At 42.1% G+C, this 16,397-nt stretch carries 17 protein-coding genes and 1 riboswitch; of the genes, 1 reads left to right on the top strand and 16 read right to left on the bottom strand.

Annotated elements, in window-relative coordinates; translation table 11 throughout:
- Positions 1-8: 8 nt before the first annotated feature.
- The 11 genes from rpsA to BBH88_RS11340 all read right to left on the bottom strand — a co-directional run bounded on the left by rpsA (position 9) and on the right by BBH88_RS11340 (position 10,779).
- Positions 9-1,154 (bottom strand): 30S ribosomal protein S1, encoded by a 1,146-nt coding sequence (gene rpsA / locus BBH88_RS11290; RefSeq protein WP_006829852.1) that lies wholly within the window; start codon positions 1,152-1,154, stop codon positions 9-11.
- A 65-nt stretch (positions 1,155-1,219) separates the two neighbouring features.
- Entirely contained in the window at positions 1,220-1,813 is a 594-nt protein-coding gene (locus BBH88_RS11295) for a lysophospholipid acyltransferase family protein (RefSeq protein WP_006829851.1), read from the bottom strand.
- A gap of 1 nt (position 1,814) precedes the next feature.
- Positions 1,815-2,489 carry a (d)CMP kinase gene (cmk, locus tag BBH88_RS11300; RefSeq protein ID WP_006829850.1) on the bottom strand — a complete coding sequence of 225 codons (675 nt, stop codon included), beginning with the start codon at positions 2,487-2,489 and terminating at the stop codon, positions 1,815-1,817.
- A gap of 242 nt (positions 2,490-2,731) precedes the next feature.
- The gene (prsW, locus tag BBH88_RS11305) at positions 2,732-3,421 is read right to left on the bottom strand and encodes a glutamic-type intramembrane protease PrsW (RefSeq protein ID WP_006829849.1); all 690 of its coding nucleotides are present in this window, start codon (positions 3,419-3,421) and stop codon (positions 2,732-2,734) included.
- A gap of 87 nt (positions 3,422-3,508) precedes the next feature.
- Positions 3,509-4,477 carry an asparaginase gene (locus BBH88_RS11310; protein WP_006829848.1) on the bottom strand — a complete coding sequence of 323 codons (969 nt, stop codon included), beginning with the start codon at positions 4,475-4,477 and terminating at the stop codon, positions 3,509-3,511.
- 423 nt (positions 4,478-4,900) lie between these two features.
- Entirely contained in the window at positions 4,901-5,869 is a 969-nt protein-coding gene (locus BBH88_RS11315) for a YpdA family putative bacillithiol disulfide reductase (protein ID WP_006829847.1), read from the bottom strand.
- Positions 5,870-5,935: 66 nt separating this feature from the next.
- Complete coding sequence (locus BBH88_RS11320; protein WP_065536784.1) at positions 5,936-6,697, bottom strand: metallophosphoesterase; 762 nt, start codon at positions 6,695-6,697, stop codon at positions 5,936-5,938.
- A gap of 65 nt (positions 6,698-6,762) precedes the next feature.
- A complete protein-coding gene (locus BBH88_RS11325) occupies positions 6,763-7,395 on the bottom strand; it encodes a CBS domain-containing protein (protein WP_065536783.1) in 633 nt (210 codons plus the stop codon).
- A gap of 69 nt (positions 7,396-7,464) precedes the next feature.
- Positions 7,465-8,250, bottom strand: a complete 786-nt coding sequence (locus tag BBH88_RS11330) for a LysM peptidoglycan-binding domain-containing protein (protein WP_006829844.1) — start codon at positions 8,248-8,250, stop codon at positions 7,465-7,467.
- Positions 8,251-8,329: 79 nt separating this feature from the next.
- Positions 8,330-9,760 (bottom strand): RecQ family ATP-dependent DNA helicase, encoded by a 1,431-nt coding sequence (locus tag BBH88_RS11335; protein WP_238323306.1) that lies wholly within the window; start codon positions 9,758-9,760, stop codon positions 8,330-8,332.
- Positions 9,757-10,779 carry a YpbB family protein gene (locus BBH88_RS11340; protein ID WP_006829842.1) on the bottom strand — a complete coding sequence of 341 codons (1,023 nt, stop codon included), beginning with the start codon at positions 10,777-10,779 and terminating at the stop codon, positions 9,757-9,759. The genes BBH88_RS11335 and BBH88_RS11340 overlap by 4 nt, the downstream gene beginning before the upstream one ends.
- Before the next feature lie 106 nt (positions 10,780-10,885).
- On the opposite strand from BBH88_RS11340, the gene BBH88_RS11345 reads away from it, so the two are divergent.
- The gene (locus tag BBH88_RS11345) at positions 10,886-11,137 is read left to right on the top strand and encodes a ferredoxin (protein WP_006829841.1); all 252 of its coding nucleotides are present in this window, start codon (positions 10,886-10,888) and stop codon (positions 11,135-11,137) included.
- Between the two features lie 48 nt (positions 11,138-11,185).
- Here the strand turns inward: BBH88_RS11345 and BBH88_RS11350 are convergent, their stop codons facing one another.
- The 5 genes from BBH88_RS11350 to BBH88_RS11370 form a co-directional block, all read right to left on the bottom strand.
- Complete coding sequence (locus tag BBH88_RS11350) at positions 11,186-11,767, bottom strand: ECF transporter S component (protein ID WP_006829840.1); 582 nt, start codon at positions 11,765-11,767, stop codon at positions 11,186-11,188.
- A 144-nt stretch (positions 11,768-11,911) separates the two neighbouring features.
- Positions 11,912-12,044: riboswitch (FMN riboswitch) on the bottom strand.
- Between the two features lie 76 nt (positions 12,045-12,120).
- On the bottom strand, positions 12,121-13,314 hold the full coding sequence (locus BBH88_RS11355; RefSeq protein WP_006829839.1) for a hypothetical protein: 1,194 nt from the start codon (positions 13,312-13,314) through the stop codon (positions 12,121-12,123).
- The gene (sigX, locus tag BBH88_RS11360; RefSeq protein ID WP_065536781.1) at positions 13,304-13,837 is read right to left on the bottom strand and encodes an RNA polymerase sigma factor SigX; all 534 of its coding nucleotides are present in this window, start codon (positions 13,835-13,837) and stop codon (positions 13,304-13,306) included. Before sigX ends, BBH88_RS11355 begins: the two co-directional genes overlap by 11 nt.
- A 46-nt stretch (positions 13,838-13,883) precedes the next feature.
- On the bottom strand, positions 13,884-15,665 hold the full coding sequence (locus BBH88_RS11365) for an ATP-binding protein (protein WP_006829837.1): 1,782 nt from the start codon (positions 15,663-15,665) through the stop codon (positions 13,884-13,886).
- The gene (locus BBH88_RS11370; RefSeq protein ID WP_006829836.1) at positions 15,658-16,374 is read right to left on the bottom strand and encodes a response regulator transcription factor; all 717 of its coding nucleotides are present in this window, start codon (positions 16,372-16,374) and stop codon (positions 15,658-15,660) included. The genes BBH88_RS11365 and BBH88_RS11370 overlap by 8 nt, the downstream gene beginning before the upstream one ends.
- Positions 16,375-16,397 lie beyond the last annotated feature (23 nt).

A 16,397-nucleotide genomic window follows, 5' to 3' on the forward strand; every position in this document is an offset into this window, starting at 1 on the left:
TCGACATATTATTCGGATTTAAACCCTTTTAGTTTATCACCGATCACATCGCTAATTGAGAATCCAGTCGACTCTTCAGGCATATTGTAATTCGAGAAATCCTGGTCACCTTCTTTTTCCTTCAATTCCTTAATGCTGAGAGACAAACGCTTGTCAGTCTTATTAACTTCAAGCACTTTGACCTGTACTTCTTCACCTTCTGTCAACACTTCATTCGGTGTGGCGATATGCTTATGTGCAATTTGAGAAATATGGACCAAGCCTTCAACGCCAGACAGAACTTCCACGAATGCACCATAGCTGACAAGTCGCTTGACCATTCCGGTATGCACAGAACCTTTAGGCGCCTTTTCATCAATGGAATCCCATGGTCCGGGAAGAGTATCCTTTATAGACAATGAAATTCGTTCTGAATCACGGTCAACAGACAGTACTTTTACTGTGACTTCCTGTCCTTCCGTCACCACGTCAGAAACCTTTTCCACATGTTCATGTGATAACTGAGAAATATGGACTAACCCATCCACTCCTCCAATATCAACAAAAGCGCCAAAAGAAGCGATGCGCTGCACTTTTCCTTTTAACTCGTCCCCGGCATGGATTTTTTCCATAACTTGAACTTTCTGCGACTCTTTTTCTTTCTCAATAACTGCTCTGTGAGAAAGAATCAGACGATTATTTTCTTTTTCCATTTCGACAATTTTAAACGTTAATGTCTTTCCCTTATAATCTTCGAACGACTCAACAAAATAATCCTCCACTAAAGAAGCTGGAACAAATCCGCGCACGCCCAAATCTACTACTAGGCCGCCTTTCACGACATCTTTTACTTCAGCTTCGATGATCTCGCCCGATTCGAATTTTTTCTCTAGTTCGTCCCAAGCCTGTTCGGCATCGACTTTGCGTTTGGATAAAACAAAATTTTCATCTTCCACTTTTGTGATGATCAAATCCAGTTCATCTCCAACCTCAACGGAGTCTGATGCTTTTTCGATATGCAAGCTCGATAATTCACTAATGGGTATAATGCCATCAAAAGGCGCCCCTTCAATTGTTACAGTTACAGCTTTTTCTTCTATTTTTGCCACTTTTCCTTTTACGCGATCTCCTGTTTGGAAGTCACGGTTTTCCATCATATTCGTTTCCTCTGACATAAGTAGCCCTCCTTCACAAACTATCCATCTTCTATTTTATTCGAATTCTCTAATAAAAACAAAAATTATCGCTTATTTCCATTGTTGTCGTCAAGAATTTTCTGAATACTGAACATAATAGCTTCAGTCACTTCATCCACTGAAGCTTTTTGTTCGCGGAACGGTTCCATCCGAATCGGTTCGCCGTAAATTACCCTTACTTTCCGAAACGCCTTATAGGGTCCAATAATGGCACAAGGCATAACATCTGCATTGCCGCGTAATGCAAAGAATCCTGCTCCGCTGAGCCCTTTTTTTAATACGCCGTCTGTAGAACGTGTTCCTTCAGGAAACAGCCCTACAACTTCTCCGCTTTTTAAAATCTTCAGCGCAGTGCGCAAAGCCTCGCGGTCGCTCATCCCACGCTTTACGGGAAAAGCGTTTACTTTAGGCAACAATGGCCCAAGAATAGGTGCTTTGAACAGCTCTTCTTTAGCCATAAAATGAACAGTTCTTGGAGCTGTCATTCCCACAACCGGAGGATCAAGTGCATGGATATGGTTGGAGCACAGAAGAATGCCCCCTTCTTTCGGAAAGTTTTCAGCTCCGATTACTTCAAAGCGATATAAAGGGCTTAATACTGTTTTCACAAGTCCTTTGCCAAATGCGTATAAATTCACTTTACAGCAACCTTTCTTCAGCAAGTTTTAGTATTTCTTGTGCCGCCTGAGCAATTGTTAAATCAGTAGTATCAATGAAAATTGCGTCATCTGCTTGGCGTAGCGGGGAGACTATGCGTTCGCTGTCCATCTTATCTCGTTTCGCGATTTCAGCTTGAAGCTCCTCGAGCGGCGTCAAGATATTCCTTTTTTTATTTTCCTCAAACCTTCTTCTTGCCCGCTCCTCGACGGATGCTGACATGAACACTTTTAGTGCAGCTTCGGGCAGGACATGGGTTCCAATATCCCGTCCATCCATGACTACTCCGCGCCCATCAGCTAATTGCTGTTGCAGCTCGACCATACGTTGTCTCACTTGTTCATGCGCGGCCATCTCTGATACTGCCTTTGTGACATGCTGCGAACGAATCGCTTCTGTGACATCTTTTTTATCAAGAAAAACCAACTGACCGTCTCCTGAAGGCTGCAAATCAATTTCTGTTTTCGATAATAATTGGCCAGCTTCATCATTACTGGCCATATTGATTCCTTCTGTTAAAGCTTTCAATGTGATTGCTCGGTACATAGCGCCGGTATCGATATAGATGTAGCTCAGCTTTTCCGCTACGATTTTCGCTATCGTACTTTTTCCCGCAGCTGCTGGTCCATCGATTGCTATTTGTATCGGTTTCGTCAAAATAGTCACCTCATCATATGTATTCATCATATTTTAACATAAGAAAAGCGCAAGTGCCCTTGTAGATTCGACGGTCATAAGATGCTCTTGTGAAGCCGTTTTTTCTGTCGCATGGCCAGAGTAGCTTACGACTCTAGGAACCGGACGCTGGAGACTGGACACTGTTCGAAAAGCAAAAAGCTATACTTTTTTAAACAAAAAAAAGTCTTTATGCATAAGACTTTTTTCTTTAAATATTCATTTCATTCACTTGAATCCACTAATGGATTGTGATCATGATAATGCGTCAGGGAAAGTTGATGGGCCTGCTTTACTTTCCGAAGACCGAACCACCAAAGGAACAGCATGAAAGGAATGGCTCCATACATAATATTATCGTATAAATATAAACTTGAGTTATAAGCAAAGTGAAGAATCACTGAGCTTGCAATTGCCCAGCCAATCCAACGCCAGCGCTTACTGCTGTTGCTGAACTTTGCCTTGCCGAAATAGTAGCCCATGACTACGCCAAACAAAGCGTGGCTTGATACTGGCAGGAAGGCACGTAAGAATGCGGTCTGCAGTCCAAACTCTAACAAATACAAAATATTCTCGACTGTCGCAAACCCTAAAGAGACACTGGCACCATAAAGGATACCATCATATGGATCTTCAAAGTCGACATGACGATAGACCGCAATCAACAACACCAGCCATTTGAAAAATTCTTCCACAACACTGGAAAAGAGTATGTTTTGTGCAAAGTTATTGCTAAAGACGCCTTCAGCATCGAATACATATTGGACAAAAAGAATTGGGAAAGTCAGAGCAGCTCCGTATAAAAAACTTTGGAACAACAGCCTTGAAGGTTCACCTGCAAATTGGTCGCGTAAATACAAGTAACTGAAAAGTGCTAAGCTCGGGGCAATTGCTACAGTTAATAGAATGATCATATGCCTACCCCTTTGTTTGTATTACAGTTAGTGTAGCATGTTTATCTGCGTTATTTTCAGCTTTCCTGAACCCTCTCAGGCGATTTTTTACCTGTCAAAAGCATCTACTTGTATGGCCTCATTGGCAGATAATAAAACCGATAGTTTAATGCGTGCTTTTTTGCTGTCATAGTCACTGCCGAGAATGACACCGCGAGTCAACAAGTCGTGCGCGCTGCCTGGGTAACTGTAAGCTGGATATGTATTGCCTTCTTCAGCACTAGTCGTCAAAACGACTGGGATTCCTTGTCTTATTGCATGATCGACCGACTCTACCATATGAGGAGATACTTGTCCTCTGCCTGCCGCTTCTAGGACAATCCCTTTGCAAGGGCCGGAAACCAGCATATCAATCAAATAACCATCCTGTCCCGAATGACATTTGATAATATCCACTCGTGGCAATGGCCCATTGACCGTGTGTACTTCATGCATCACTGGCTTTTGGTAGACCCGCACTGTGTCATTATCAATAATGCCAAGATAGCCATGCCCAAATGAATCGAAGCCTTGCAGATTGCTAGAATGCACTTTTTTGACGTATTTCGCACTGTAAATTCTTTCGTTAAAGACGACGACTGCTCCTATCCCCCTCAAACTATGATCTACTGCTACATAAATCGAATTACGCAGATTGGAATAGACATCGGTTCCGACTTCCTCAGGGGAACGTTGTGAGCCTGTAATGACCACTGTTCGGTCATCGTCAATTGTTAGGTCCAGAAAATAGGCAGTTTCTTCTAAAGTATCTGTGCCGTGCGTCACAACAATGCCCTCGACTTCCGGGTCCTGCAGTTCCTGAAGAATCGCTTCTTTAACCGTCAGCATTTGTTCGAAGCCGATATGCATGCTTGGCAATTGGAAAACATCAATTACTTTCACTTCAATTTCTTCCGGAAGCTGGCAGAGCTCAGCTAGTTCTTTCCCCGAGATAGCGCCCGATTTCAATAACCCATTAGAAATTTCTCTACTGGCAATTGTTCCGCCTGTAGTGATCAGTGATACTTTCTTCTTCATAATCAAACTCCCTTTCCTGTTCCGGGTTTTCCGCATTTCATTTCAAAACAAAAAAAAGAAAGCACAATCAAGATGTGCTGAGCTTATAGACAACAAAAATTCATGATATTCAAAAAATGAATACTCATTTTATCGTGTTTATACTGGATTCTGCGCTCCGGATCCTTGATTGACGTGATTATCCGGCTTGTCGGGGTACTTTTTATTGGGAAACGGATTAGCATGCTGCTCCCTTTGATTAGAGCCGCATGCGCCCAACCGGACGGGCCACGAAGACTCCTGTGGGATCAGTAACCTCGCAGGAACCTCGGTGGCGAGGAGGCTGAAGCCTGAGCCCATGGAAAGCGAAGTGACCGGACCGGCTGGGGTTAAATATACACCGCTATTCTTTTTCGTTAGACTTTGTCTAAAGTCTGAGCACAATCAAGATGTGCTTTCTTTTTTTGCAATGGCTTCTGCAATTTGCTGTCCATGAAAGCGCCCATTTTCAATAAAGATTTCATTGGCATTATTGCCTGCTGCAATAACTCCCGCAACATATAGATTATCCACTTCGGTCTCCATCGATTTTTCCTCGAAAAATGGCCGTCCAGAAAGCGGATCGATGGAAATGCCCATTGATTGTAAAAACTGATGGTCTGGATGATAGCCGATCATCGCAAATACAAACTGATTAGGAATCGTTTCTTTTTGATCATTGACTGTCAGCTCTACACTACTGTCCGTAATCTTGTCGACCATCGAATCAAACAACATCGTGATTTCTCCTTTTCTCACCAAGCCATCAAATTCCGGCAATATCCATGGTTTGATGCTCTTAGAATAGCTTGTTCCATGGTAGGACACCGTCACACGGCTTCCTGCCTTATGCAAAGCGAGCGCAGCGTCAACAGCAGAATTTTTGCCGCCGATGACTAATACATCCTGGTCGAAATAAGGATGACCTTCCTTGAAATAATGCATCACCTTCGACAGATTGGCTCCTTCCACTTCGAGCGTGTTGGGCTGGTCGTAATAACCTGTTGCTGCAATTACATACTTAGCCTGGTACCGGCCTTTTGACGTAGTTACTGTAAACAGACCGTCCTTTTCTACTCTCTCCACTGTTTCGAAGGGACGCACTTCGATTCCGCTCCGTTTGACAACTTCGCGGTAATAGACCAGAGCTTGGTTGCGCTTTGGCTTGCGCTCTTCTATGATGAATGGTACATCACCAATCGACAGTTTTTCACTGGTGCTGAAAAAGGTTTGATGCGTCGGGTAATTAAAAATCGCATTGACGACATTGCCTTTTTCGATCACTAAAGGATGGAGGCCGAGTTTCTTTAATTCGATGGCAGCCGATAAACCACAAGGACCACCTCCAATAATTATTGCATCTACATATTCCATTTCAAAACATCTCCTGTATTTGATCCTCAACTAAGCATAATGGATGGATCTATGTTATGACAAATTTCATCTGACCACTTTGGTTTTCGGACGAATGGTCAATACATGATATTCCGCCTGAGCACCAAGTCGTAAATGCAAAGTCGTAGTGCCAAAGCCGTTGCTGATCAGTTCAATTTGTTCCTTTTTCACTTTCATTGAACCTTTTTTAAATAATCCAAATGGTCCGATTCGAATTTGCCCACCATGTGTATGTCCAGCAAGCAGCAAATCTGCTGAAAATACTCCTTTTATTTTCCAAAAATCAAAAGGAGTATGGGAGACAAATAACACTGTATCATGGTCTTTTACGTCTTTAAAAGCATTTCCAAAACCATCTGGCTTATAAGCAAAATGGTCAAGACCGACCAGCTTCAGCTGTTCATTGCCAAACAGCGGCACTGACTGATCATCCAATACAATTACACCAGACTGGTCGAAAATTTTTCTGAGAGATGTCTCATCCACTTCACGGTCATTATTGCCCCACACAAAATAGACCGGTGCATGAGCCATCAATCTTTTGACGTTTTCCGCTACTCGCTCGAGCGGCACTCCTTTTTCCACCAAATCGCCTCCGATTATGACGATATCAACAGGAAAATCGATCAAGTCGGCTTGAATAACTCTTCTGTGAACATCGGCTATAAATAGAAGCTTAAATGGTTCAAACGGCTTGTCTGCAGGCAGTTCAATCGTTTTTTGAACAAGTTTTTCTGAATGGGCGTTTCGTACCATAAAAAGAAGCAGCACTGCAGCTGCCATAACTAAACGAATTATATGTTTCATGTAGGGCTTCCTTCCAAAAGAAGAAAAAAACATAAGCCAGGCTTATGCTTTTTCATCTTGTTCTGCTATTTATCTTCCGCGATATCCAAAACACGGAAGCCAGATTTTTCTAACTCTTTCACAAAACGATCGACATTGTCCTTCTTTTTAATTTTCAAGACAATGCGGCGAACCATTTTATTGGTTTCGTCAAAAGTAACCAAGGAAATGACGGATTCCTTGTATTTTTCAATAATTTCCCCCAGCCGGCCAATTCGGCCTTCTGACTCCACTGATGTGAACGTGATACGGTAGCCTGGCTGATTCATTCCAAAAGCACTCTGCAATTGGTTGACAATATCAAATCGAGTTACAATTCCTAAAAACTGGTGGTTTTCAACAACTGCAATAATCGGGAAATCATTTAGTTCAACCAATGCTTTTTCATAAACGTCATCAATATTTAAATAAATTTTCTCATTCACCATCACGTCGCTGATCTTAGTCGAATTAACAAAGTCTTCATTCGATTTTCCAGAATAGAAAAATGCTCGGTATGCATGGTACCAAGTAAAGATCCCTTTGTATTCCGTTCCTTCAACCACCGGTAATGCATCAATCGAGTGCTTTTCAAGCAAGTCAAAACCAACTTGTACAGAATCTTCCATTTTAACTGTAAAACATTTTTCTCTTTTAACCATCGCACTTTTAACAAACATCTGCTCGCCCCACTTTCTGATTTCTTACTGTTATTCCCTGTCTCTCCACTCACTAATCAACAAAATCGGCTATGGCAAAATCAAGGATTGTCCTGGACTGATGCTATTTGAACTCAAGCCGTTTGCCTGTTTGATTTTTTCAACAGCTGCTGCCGCTCCTGCTGCTCCGTAGTTATTAACTGCAATGCGGTAGAGCGTTTCACTGGATTGTACGACATATGTTTTACCAGAGGCGCTCGATGCTTCCTCTTTTTTCTCAGCTTCAGCTTTTGCTTTTGCTTCTTTTTTGGACTGTGCATCCGCCACTGCCTGAGCTTCTGCTTTGGCTTCTGCTTTGGCTTCTGCTTCAGCTTTTTCCTGTGCTTGCGCTGCAGCAGCATCAGCTTCGGCATCAGCTTCGGCATCGACTTTTGCTTTTGCTTCGGCTTTTGCGACAGCATCAGCTTCCGCTTGTTCAGCTGCTTCTTTTTCTGCAGCAACTTTGTCTTTTTTAGCCTGTTCTTCTTCTGCAGCTACTTTGTCTTTTTTGACTTGTTCTTGTTGTTCTTTTTCTTCGTCAGCCACAGCAACAGAAGTGCTCGATGGCTGGGAATTCATCTCGAAACTCACTTCGTTTTCTGCGGGTTTGGCTGTCAACGAATCGTCGGGTTCAAATAAGAAAGCTACATAAATCAGCAAAGAAACCGGTATTAATATGAAAATAAAAAATAACGTAGGCATCAGGAGACTTTTGCTTTTTTTAGCCTTAGGCTTTTGTGCCTGTCTCTGAGCTGCTCTGGACAACGCCGAATTTTTGTCCGCCGATACTTCCTGTCGATTCTTTTCAATCGACTCATGATAACTATAATTCCCCATACATGACTACCCCTATCTGTACTAATATCTCTATTATGACGAAAAAAGGCTCATTTGTAAATGACAGTTAATGAGATTGTTATATGGGTAATATTACATGCAAACGCTCTTGCCACTCAAGTGTTATCTGCTTTTCTTTTGAGTGCATAAAAGCTTCAAAAACGTCATAATCAATCCCATCGTTAGCACAACAGTTTTCAGGTTTGTCTACAAGCTGCTGATCAAAGCATTGAATAATATAACTGCGAAGACATCCTTCGAGTCCAATTAATTCACGAATTTTTAATACTTGTAGTCTTTTACCATTCCTTAAAAGCTCCATCTGCTTAATGACGCCTTCCATAGGCAATTGTGTCATCCAGTAAGCAACTACTCGAAACGCCGTCTCTCTTACGATTCCTTGCTCAATGATATGCGTTGCAGCAACGCCGTAACGGTATACTGCCTCTATTTCATGTTGTGTCGGCAAATCATCCATCACCAAGCTTTCGAGCAGCGCCTCATCGCCTTGTGCATACAACAGCGTAGCCAAAGACGGTTCACCATCCCGTCCTGCTCTGCCTACTTCTTGGACATAGCCTTCTATGGAAGTCGGCAATTGAAAGTGGATGACGTGACGAATATTCGGAATATGCACACCCATACCAAAGGCATTTGTTGAACAAATCCATTGCAATTCTCCATTCTGAAATTGTTGCTGGACAAAGACACGGTCCTGGTGCTCCATTCCACCATGATAAAATGCTGCTGAAATTCCTTGCTCCGTTAAAAGCATAGAGAGTTCCTGGGACTTTTTTCTTGTACCCGCATAAATAATTCCAGGACCACTGAATTTTCGAATAAATCCTTTTATAAACTCAATTTTATCTCGACTGTCATCAAATTTCTTTAGATCAAAAACAATATTTTTTCTATCCATAGGATGGCTATAAACATAAGGCTCCTTCAGCGCAAGGTATTTTTTTATTTCTTCAGTAACCTTATCTGTTGCAGTCGCAGTCAATGCCAACACCTGAGGGAAGTTCAAAACAGGCAAAACCTCAGAAATCCGAAGGTAATCCGGCCTGAAATCAAATCCCCATTGAGAAATGCAATGTGCTTCATCAGCAACTAGCAAAGATATTTTTATCTGTTGCAGTTTTTTTTTGACAAAAGGCTGGACGAGCATTTCCGGAGAAATAAAAATATACTTATAAGAACTGAGTGTATTCCAAATTTTCTCTTTATCTTCCGGCTTTAGAAATGAGTTGATCGCGACAACCGACTTCTCGCCCATTTTTTTTAATTGAGCCACTTGATCCTGCATCAATGACAACAAGGGAGAAACGATCAAAATACTATCCGGCAAAACTTTCGCTGGCAGCTGATAGCAGATTGATTTCCCCATTCCAGTCGGCAGCAGCGCAATGACATCTTCACCAGCCAATACCTGTTCGATGATTTCCCGCTGTCCTGGGCGAAACGAAGAAAATCCGTAGGCAGAATACAGTAATTTTTCTAAATTCATCATTGGTCCTCCCTAATCGACAGAGCCATTCGGATTTGAAAATAACTGGCTTCCGGCAGTTGCTCTTTTATTTCCCGCAGTCTTTTTGTGTCTCTCCGCCGGCTTTCAGCAATAATCGCCTCGTAAAGAGCCGAATTTAAAAAAGGCGTGTAGTTGAAATATGGATCGTTCATTGCCAGTTCCACAAAATGATCCTCGATGGTACTGGTCTTTAGTTGGCGAAGCGAAGCAATCTGTTCGAGTGAAAATCCTTTGTCGAATAATTTTTCTGTGCGCTGGGCTGTTTCTGTCAAAGAGGATTCCTGGATGATGCCTTCCATTAGACCTAAGAGCATCGGTGGTTTAGACTGTTCTATTATTGCCATCCAGCCGTGCAAGGCTTCTACAACCATTAATTGAACATCCAAGAGCGACAAGTTTTTCGAATCTGCAATTTGCTGCCATGTTAATCCGCTCAACCCAGATCCTGTTAAACGTTCCATAATGATCATTTTATGGGTTTCAGAAACCTCAGTATCGGTTAATGTACTTAAAAGCTCTTCTTTAAAGGCTTGTGCTACCGCCAAATCGCGAAACCCAATCCGCTTTAAATATTTTTTCACCCAACTCTGTATTTCTTCATTACCGACAATGGGATCAAAGATTTTTTCCTGCTGGCTGATATGAGAAAAAGTTTGAACAATTAGTGACAAGCGGTTAAAAAAAAGATTTTCGTTACCACGGTATTTCCAGCCATTCAGCGATGAAGCAGCAATGTCTAAATCAATCGCTTTTTGGGACAATTCGAGCACTTGTTCATTGACCACTAGATAGCTTTGTGAAAATAAGTGTCGAACCGCTTGATCATAGGCTTTCTTATCCAATTTCGGTAGCACGCCAAAATAAGGATACAAGCTGAAATAGCCAATATCCTGTATAGTTTGTCCAGACTTCTTTCCTTTAATCAAATGATATGGAGAAGAGATAGTCCGCTGCCGGTTGACGGCCTTCATAATGGCCAAAATGAGTTCGGTGAATAACAAGCTTGTGCCCCCTAGCGGTTTTGGGTTGAAAAAATACTCAAACACCTTTAGAATAAATACGATAGCCTAACTGAACTTGTTCGGAGATAAAGGAGAGGAAAACATTATGGCTAAGTATACCATTGTCGACAAGGATACTTGCATCGCTTGTGGTGCTTGTGGTGCAGCTGCACCTGATATTTACGATTACGATGACGAAGGAATCGCTTTTGTTATTTTAGATAATAACATGGGAACAGAACAAGTTCCAGATGAACTCGAAGAAGACATGGAAGATGCATTTGAAGGCTGTCCAACAGATTCCATCAAAGTTGCAGACACATCTTTTGAAGGCGATCCTTTAAAATACGAAGACTGATCCAAATAAAAAAGGCGTTCGGCAGTGATAAACTGCCGAACGTCTTTTTTATGATAAATAATAGGAACGCTGCTTTTCGATCCACGTGTGCATACTGCTGAACATTAGCAGCACGACTGCAGTCAAGAGCAGGCCTTTGATTAAGTTAAACGGTAAAATTCCCAGAACGATGGTTCCGAATAACACACTGCCTGTCTCAGCTGGCATGTTAAGGAAATAAGTGTACATCGGCAGAAACACCAAGTAATTTAAAATACTCATGCCGATTGCCATAGTCAATGTTCCAAAAGCCAATCCAAAAATCATCCCTTTTTTAGTTGCTACTTTGTGGTAGATGAAATAAACTGGCAAAATAAACAACAGGCTTGTCACAAAATTAGCCATATGGCCAACCGGAACTCCTGTAGGACTTCCTGCAAAAAGCCAATCCAGTACATTCTTAAAGAATGCCACTAAAATCCCTGCTACTGGACCCATCGTAATCGCCGCAATCAATGCAGGTACATCACTAAAATCCACTTTCAAAAAAGCTGGTAAAGCTGGCAGTGGAAAGTTGAAAAGCATCAATATAAACGAAATACTGCTTAACATCCCAATAACGATCATCGTTTGCAGCTTCTTGTTCTTCATATTCCTCTCTCCTTGTCGTGATTCACCAGAAGAAAGGCTTGGACTCGCATTTACATATAAAAACCCTTAAGCACCAAGTACTTAAGGGAGAAAAGGCACACTTAAAAAGCGTTGCGTTTACATGTAAACGACAAACGTCCGCACCTTCACCTTCTCCCATCCAGACTATACTGTCGGCTTTGGAGTTACACCAAATCCTGCGTTTTACGGCTCGCGGGCTTATGAACAGAGTTCAATTACCGCCGGTAGGGACTTGCACCCTGCCCCGAAGATGAATCGATATTTTGTTATAGCCTAATCGTAGTATAAAAAAGAAGCGTTGTAAACAAATTTGTTTACAACGCTTCTTTTCCTCATTCCAAAGACCACTCTAGCAAGTTAGGTGCTACTGGAACTGGCAGTGGCTGGCTGAAGTCAAATCCGTTCCAACTCTCAGGCTGTAGCCCTATGACTTCCACTTTCTTCCCAAACGTATCAGCGGTCAACGCAAAACTTTCTATCATTCGAATCGTTTCCAAAGTGTCCAGCGAATTCAGATCAAGTGCATCCTCAAATTCAACTTGTACAAGGTCTTGCGTCTCAGAAACTTGATAATCCACATTTTTCGGGACTGTTGGCCCGTAAAAATCGCTCGGGCTTTCAGTAAGTCCCCCTATGGCTTCACTCGCTGAAGTGAGCGGCATATCGTACCCAGGAACAAGATAAACATCTCCATTTGAAGAAGTGAATGAATAATAGGCAATGTCTTCCTGAGCCGGAATAATCGGCTCAACAGGACCGATTTCAGAAAACCCAGCGGCTGAACCATCTTCATTGGCCACTTCAATTTCTGACACGTCTGAAAATGTCTCTGAAAGAGTATTGAAATAAACTCCAATACTGGCAGAAGCCATATCGTATTGGTGATCCTGAGGCAGCATGTGGCGAATGCCTTGCGCCGTTTTCTCCAAAGTTCCAACATACGGATGGTACTCATCAAAACCTAGCTGTGTTTCATCGATTTCGTCTGCGTATTCCTTATACAGATCAAGCGATGATGGAGTTTTATCTCCAAATGCAGCTTCTACCTGATCACTTGGAATCAGAAAGGAGACCGGTACAACAACTGCATTTTCTGTCAACCCGATGGTCATCAATGTCTGATTGCCGATAGTTTCATCGTAAACTGCCGTTCTTACTGGTTCTTCTACTTGTGCTATCGAGAACTGGCCCGACTCTCCAGTTCCGGATTCTTCAGCATCAGGCAGACTTTCCAACTCTTCGTTCTCTTGATCCTCAGTTGTTGCAGTTGATTCTGTGCTTGAATCTGATTGATTTTGAGTGGTATCAATGCCAAGTTGACTAATGATGGAGGCAACCAATATTCCAACTGTAATAAATGCCAATGCAGCTACCAACAATGGCAGCCACTTTTTGGGACGTTTTTGGACTTTTTGTTTCTTGGCCAAGCGATTGTAAACTTCTTCTTTAGGCCGATTATCTTTGATTGCGGGGAAATCCTTTAACAAATCTTCGATGGATTCATCGGTCCATTTGTTATTCGGCATTTTCATCTCCCCCTTCCTTCGCTTTTAATTTTTCACGCAAGGCTTTGATTGCGCGATGCTGTGTCGTTTTCACTTTTCCTTCTGTCCAACCTAAAACATCTGCAGTTTCTGCTATCGATAAGTCCTGAAAAAAACGCATGATGATAACCATTTTTTGGTCTCCTGTGCAGGTATCCAATGTCTTATACAAAAGAACTTTGTCTTCATTCAATAATGAGACTTCTTCAGGAATTCGCTCCGACGAAACCAATTGTTGTGTTTCCCAATCAAAATACTCCATCGAATGCTTTTTGCGTACCGCCATTTTTCGAAAATGATCGATTGCCACATTTTTGGCAATCGAAAAAAGCCATGTTTTTTCAGAGCTTTTTCCTTCAAAACGATCATAAGCCCGAAAAACACGAATATATACTTCATGCATCAAATCTTCCGACAAATGCCTGTTTTTTACTAGATAAATTAAAAACTGAAAAACATCCTGGTGATATTCTTCGTACAGCCGATGAAAAACGGAGTCATTCAATATACTCCCCCCGTTCTTAGGATTAGTCGTCTTTGTCTTTGTAAAGTTACATATTCTTTAAAGGCAGCAAAAAGACAAATGAAGTACCTTGTCCAATGATGCTCTCTGCATAAATTTTGCCTTCATGCGCTTTAATGATATTGCTGGCAATTGCCAGGCCAAGACCTGTTCCGCCTTTGCCGAGTGTTCTTGCCTTATCTGCTTTGTAGAATCGTTCGAAAACAAATTCCAGATCTTTTTCTGAAATTCCTACTCCATTATCGTTGATTGAAATCTTTGCGTACTCCTGTTGTTGTTCGACACGCACCACCACTTGCCCTTCTCTAGGCGTATGTCGAATTGCATTATCTATTAAATTGGTCATAACTTGTTCTATCCGATCCTGATCAATTTGACTGGCCGCCCAATCATCAACAGTCGTTTCAAACGACAGTTGAACACCATTTTCTTTAGCGATTTGCGCAAATTTAAGAGTCATCCGCTCAATGGAGTTATTCAATTGGACAATTTCCTTGTAAAGACGCATGTGACCCGATTCCATCCGTGCTAGGTTCAATAAGTCTGTGACCAGTCGGCCCATCCGCAGTGATTCTTCATAGATAATTTTTGTCATTTCGCGACGTTCTTTTTCTGTCGCTCCAACATCATCCAAAATCGCTTCGCTATAGCCCTGGAGCATCGCAATTGGAGTTCGCAATTCATGAGACACATTAGCGATAAAATCTTCTCTCAGTTTCTCTAGACGATGCTGCTCCGTCATATTGTGCAAAACGGCAACAGCACCCCGGATCGATTCTCCGCTATATAAGGGGCTGAAGTTGATGGCATAATAAGCCCCTTCGATTTCCAGCTCATCTACAATCTCTTCTTCAAAACCCAGAACGTGGTCAAGCATGTGGAGCATTTCTGCAGGCAGCGGTTGGGCTTCAGTAGAGCCATTTTTAAAGACCCATTTCTGCAATAATTTCTCTGCTGGCGGATTGCTCAATAGGATAGTTTTGTCCTGATTGAAGGTGATTACAACGTCGGCCATCGATGTTAGTATGCTTGATAATTGTTCTTTTTCCTGATTGATCACTTCGACATGATGCTTTAATTGACGACCCATTTGATTGAAGGCTGTAGCCAATTGACCAATTTCATCACTGGAAGTTGCTCTAACTTTTGTATCGAAATTACCTTTTGCCAATTCAAATGCACCTTCGCGCATTTTCCGGAGCGGCGACGTAATTCGCGATGATAAAAAGAATGCAAAGAAAGTAGTCAATAAAAGTGCAATAAATGCCGAAAGGAATACAATATTAGTTGTTCGCTCCGCTGTACGATCCATCACTTCCAATGATTGGTAGATAAATACAACACCATGCTGTTCTTCACCTGTCTGCAGCGGACTAGCTAGGACAATATAAGACTCTAGACGATTCTGTTCTGTTAATGATGGCAGCAGCATTTCTTTCATCACTGTTTCGCTTGTTTCAAACACCTTTTGAAACGAAGGTTCGTTTAATATTTTTTCACGTGTTTCAGTTCCATTTATTCCGTCATGAATATAATAATTGCTGTCAAAGGGCTCTTCAGCAATGACCGCATTGGTCTCAGTTCCTATAACATCCTCGATAATTTCTAGTGAACTGGCCACTTCATCATGGTCATTGAAAATATTTGCGATCATATTCGCTTCGCTGTTCAATGTTTCTTCCACTGTTTCGCTATGATAGTTTCCAAGAAACTCCAAAAGCAAAACTGTCACAATAAAAAGGACAAAGGAAACGAGAAGCAGGATCGTAATCCAAAGCTTCCCGACGACACTATTCCATATTCTATTCATTGCCGACCTCAAACTTGTAGCCTACGCCCCATACAGTGACAATCATCTTCGCTGCCGATTCCGAAACGCGGTTCAATTTTTCACGCAAGCGCTTGACGTGTGTGTCGACTGTTCTTAAGTCACCGAAAAAGTCATAATGCCAAACTTCTTTCAGCAAATGCTCTCGGTCAAAAACTTTATCCGGTGCTTTCGCTAAAAAGTATAATAACTCATATTCTTTTGGTGTTAAGTTCACTTCTACACCGTCAGCAGTGACGCGATGTGCGTCGTGATCAATGGTCAGATGGGGAAATACTACCAGGTCTTTTGAGACGGTCGAATTGGAGATGGGAGAATAAGCCGATGATCGCCGCAAAATTGCTTTGACACGCAGCACCACTTCTCTCGGACTGAACGGTTTGACGATATAATCATCTGCTCCAGATTCAAACCCTTCCACGCGGTCGGCTTCTTCTCCTTTGGCGGTAAGCATGATGATCGGAGTCATTTTCGTTTCACGCAATTCGGTAGCCACTTCGACACCATTTTTTTCGGGCATCATCAAATCTAGCAAGATGCAGTGATAATCTTTTTCCATCGCCATCTCTAGTGCCTGAACGCCATCTTCAGCTTCTTCCACCAAGTAGCCTTCACGCTCTAGGTACATTTTCAGCAATCGCCGGATCCGTTCCTCATCATCTACTACTAAAATCGTAATCTCTTCAGACATGCTAACCCCTCCAACTTTCTTAT

This window comes from Planococcus antarcticus DSM 14505 (assembly GCF_001687565.2).
Lineage (GTDB): Bacteria > Bacillota > Bacilli > Bacillales_A > Planococcaceae > Planococcus > Planococcus antarcticus.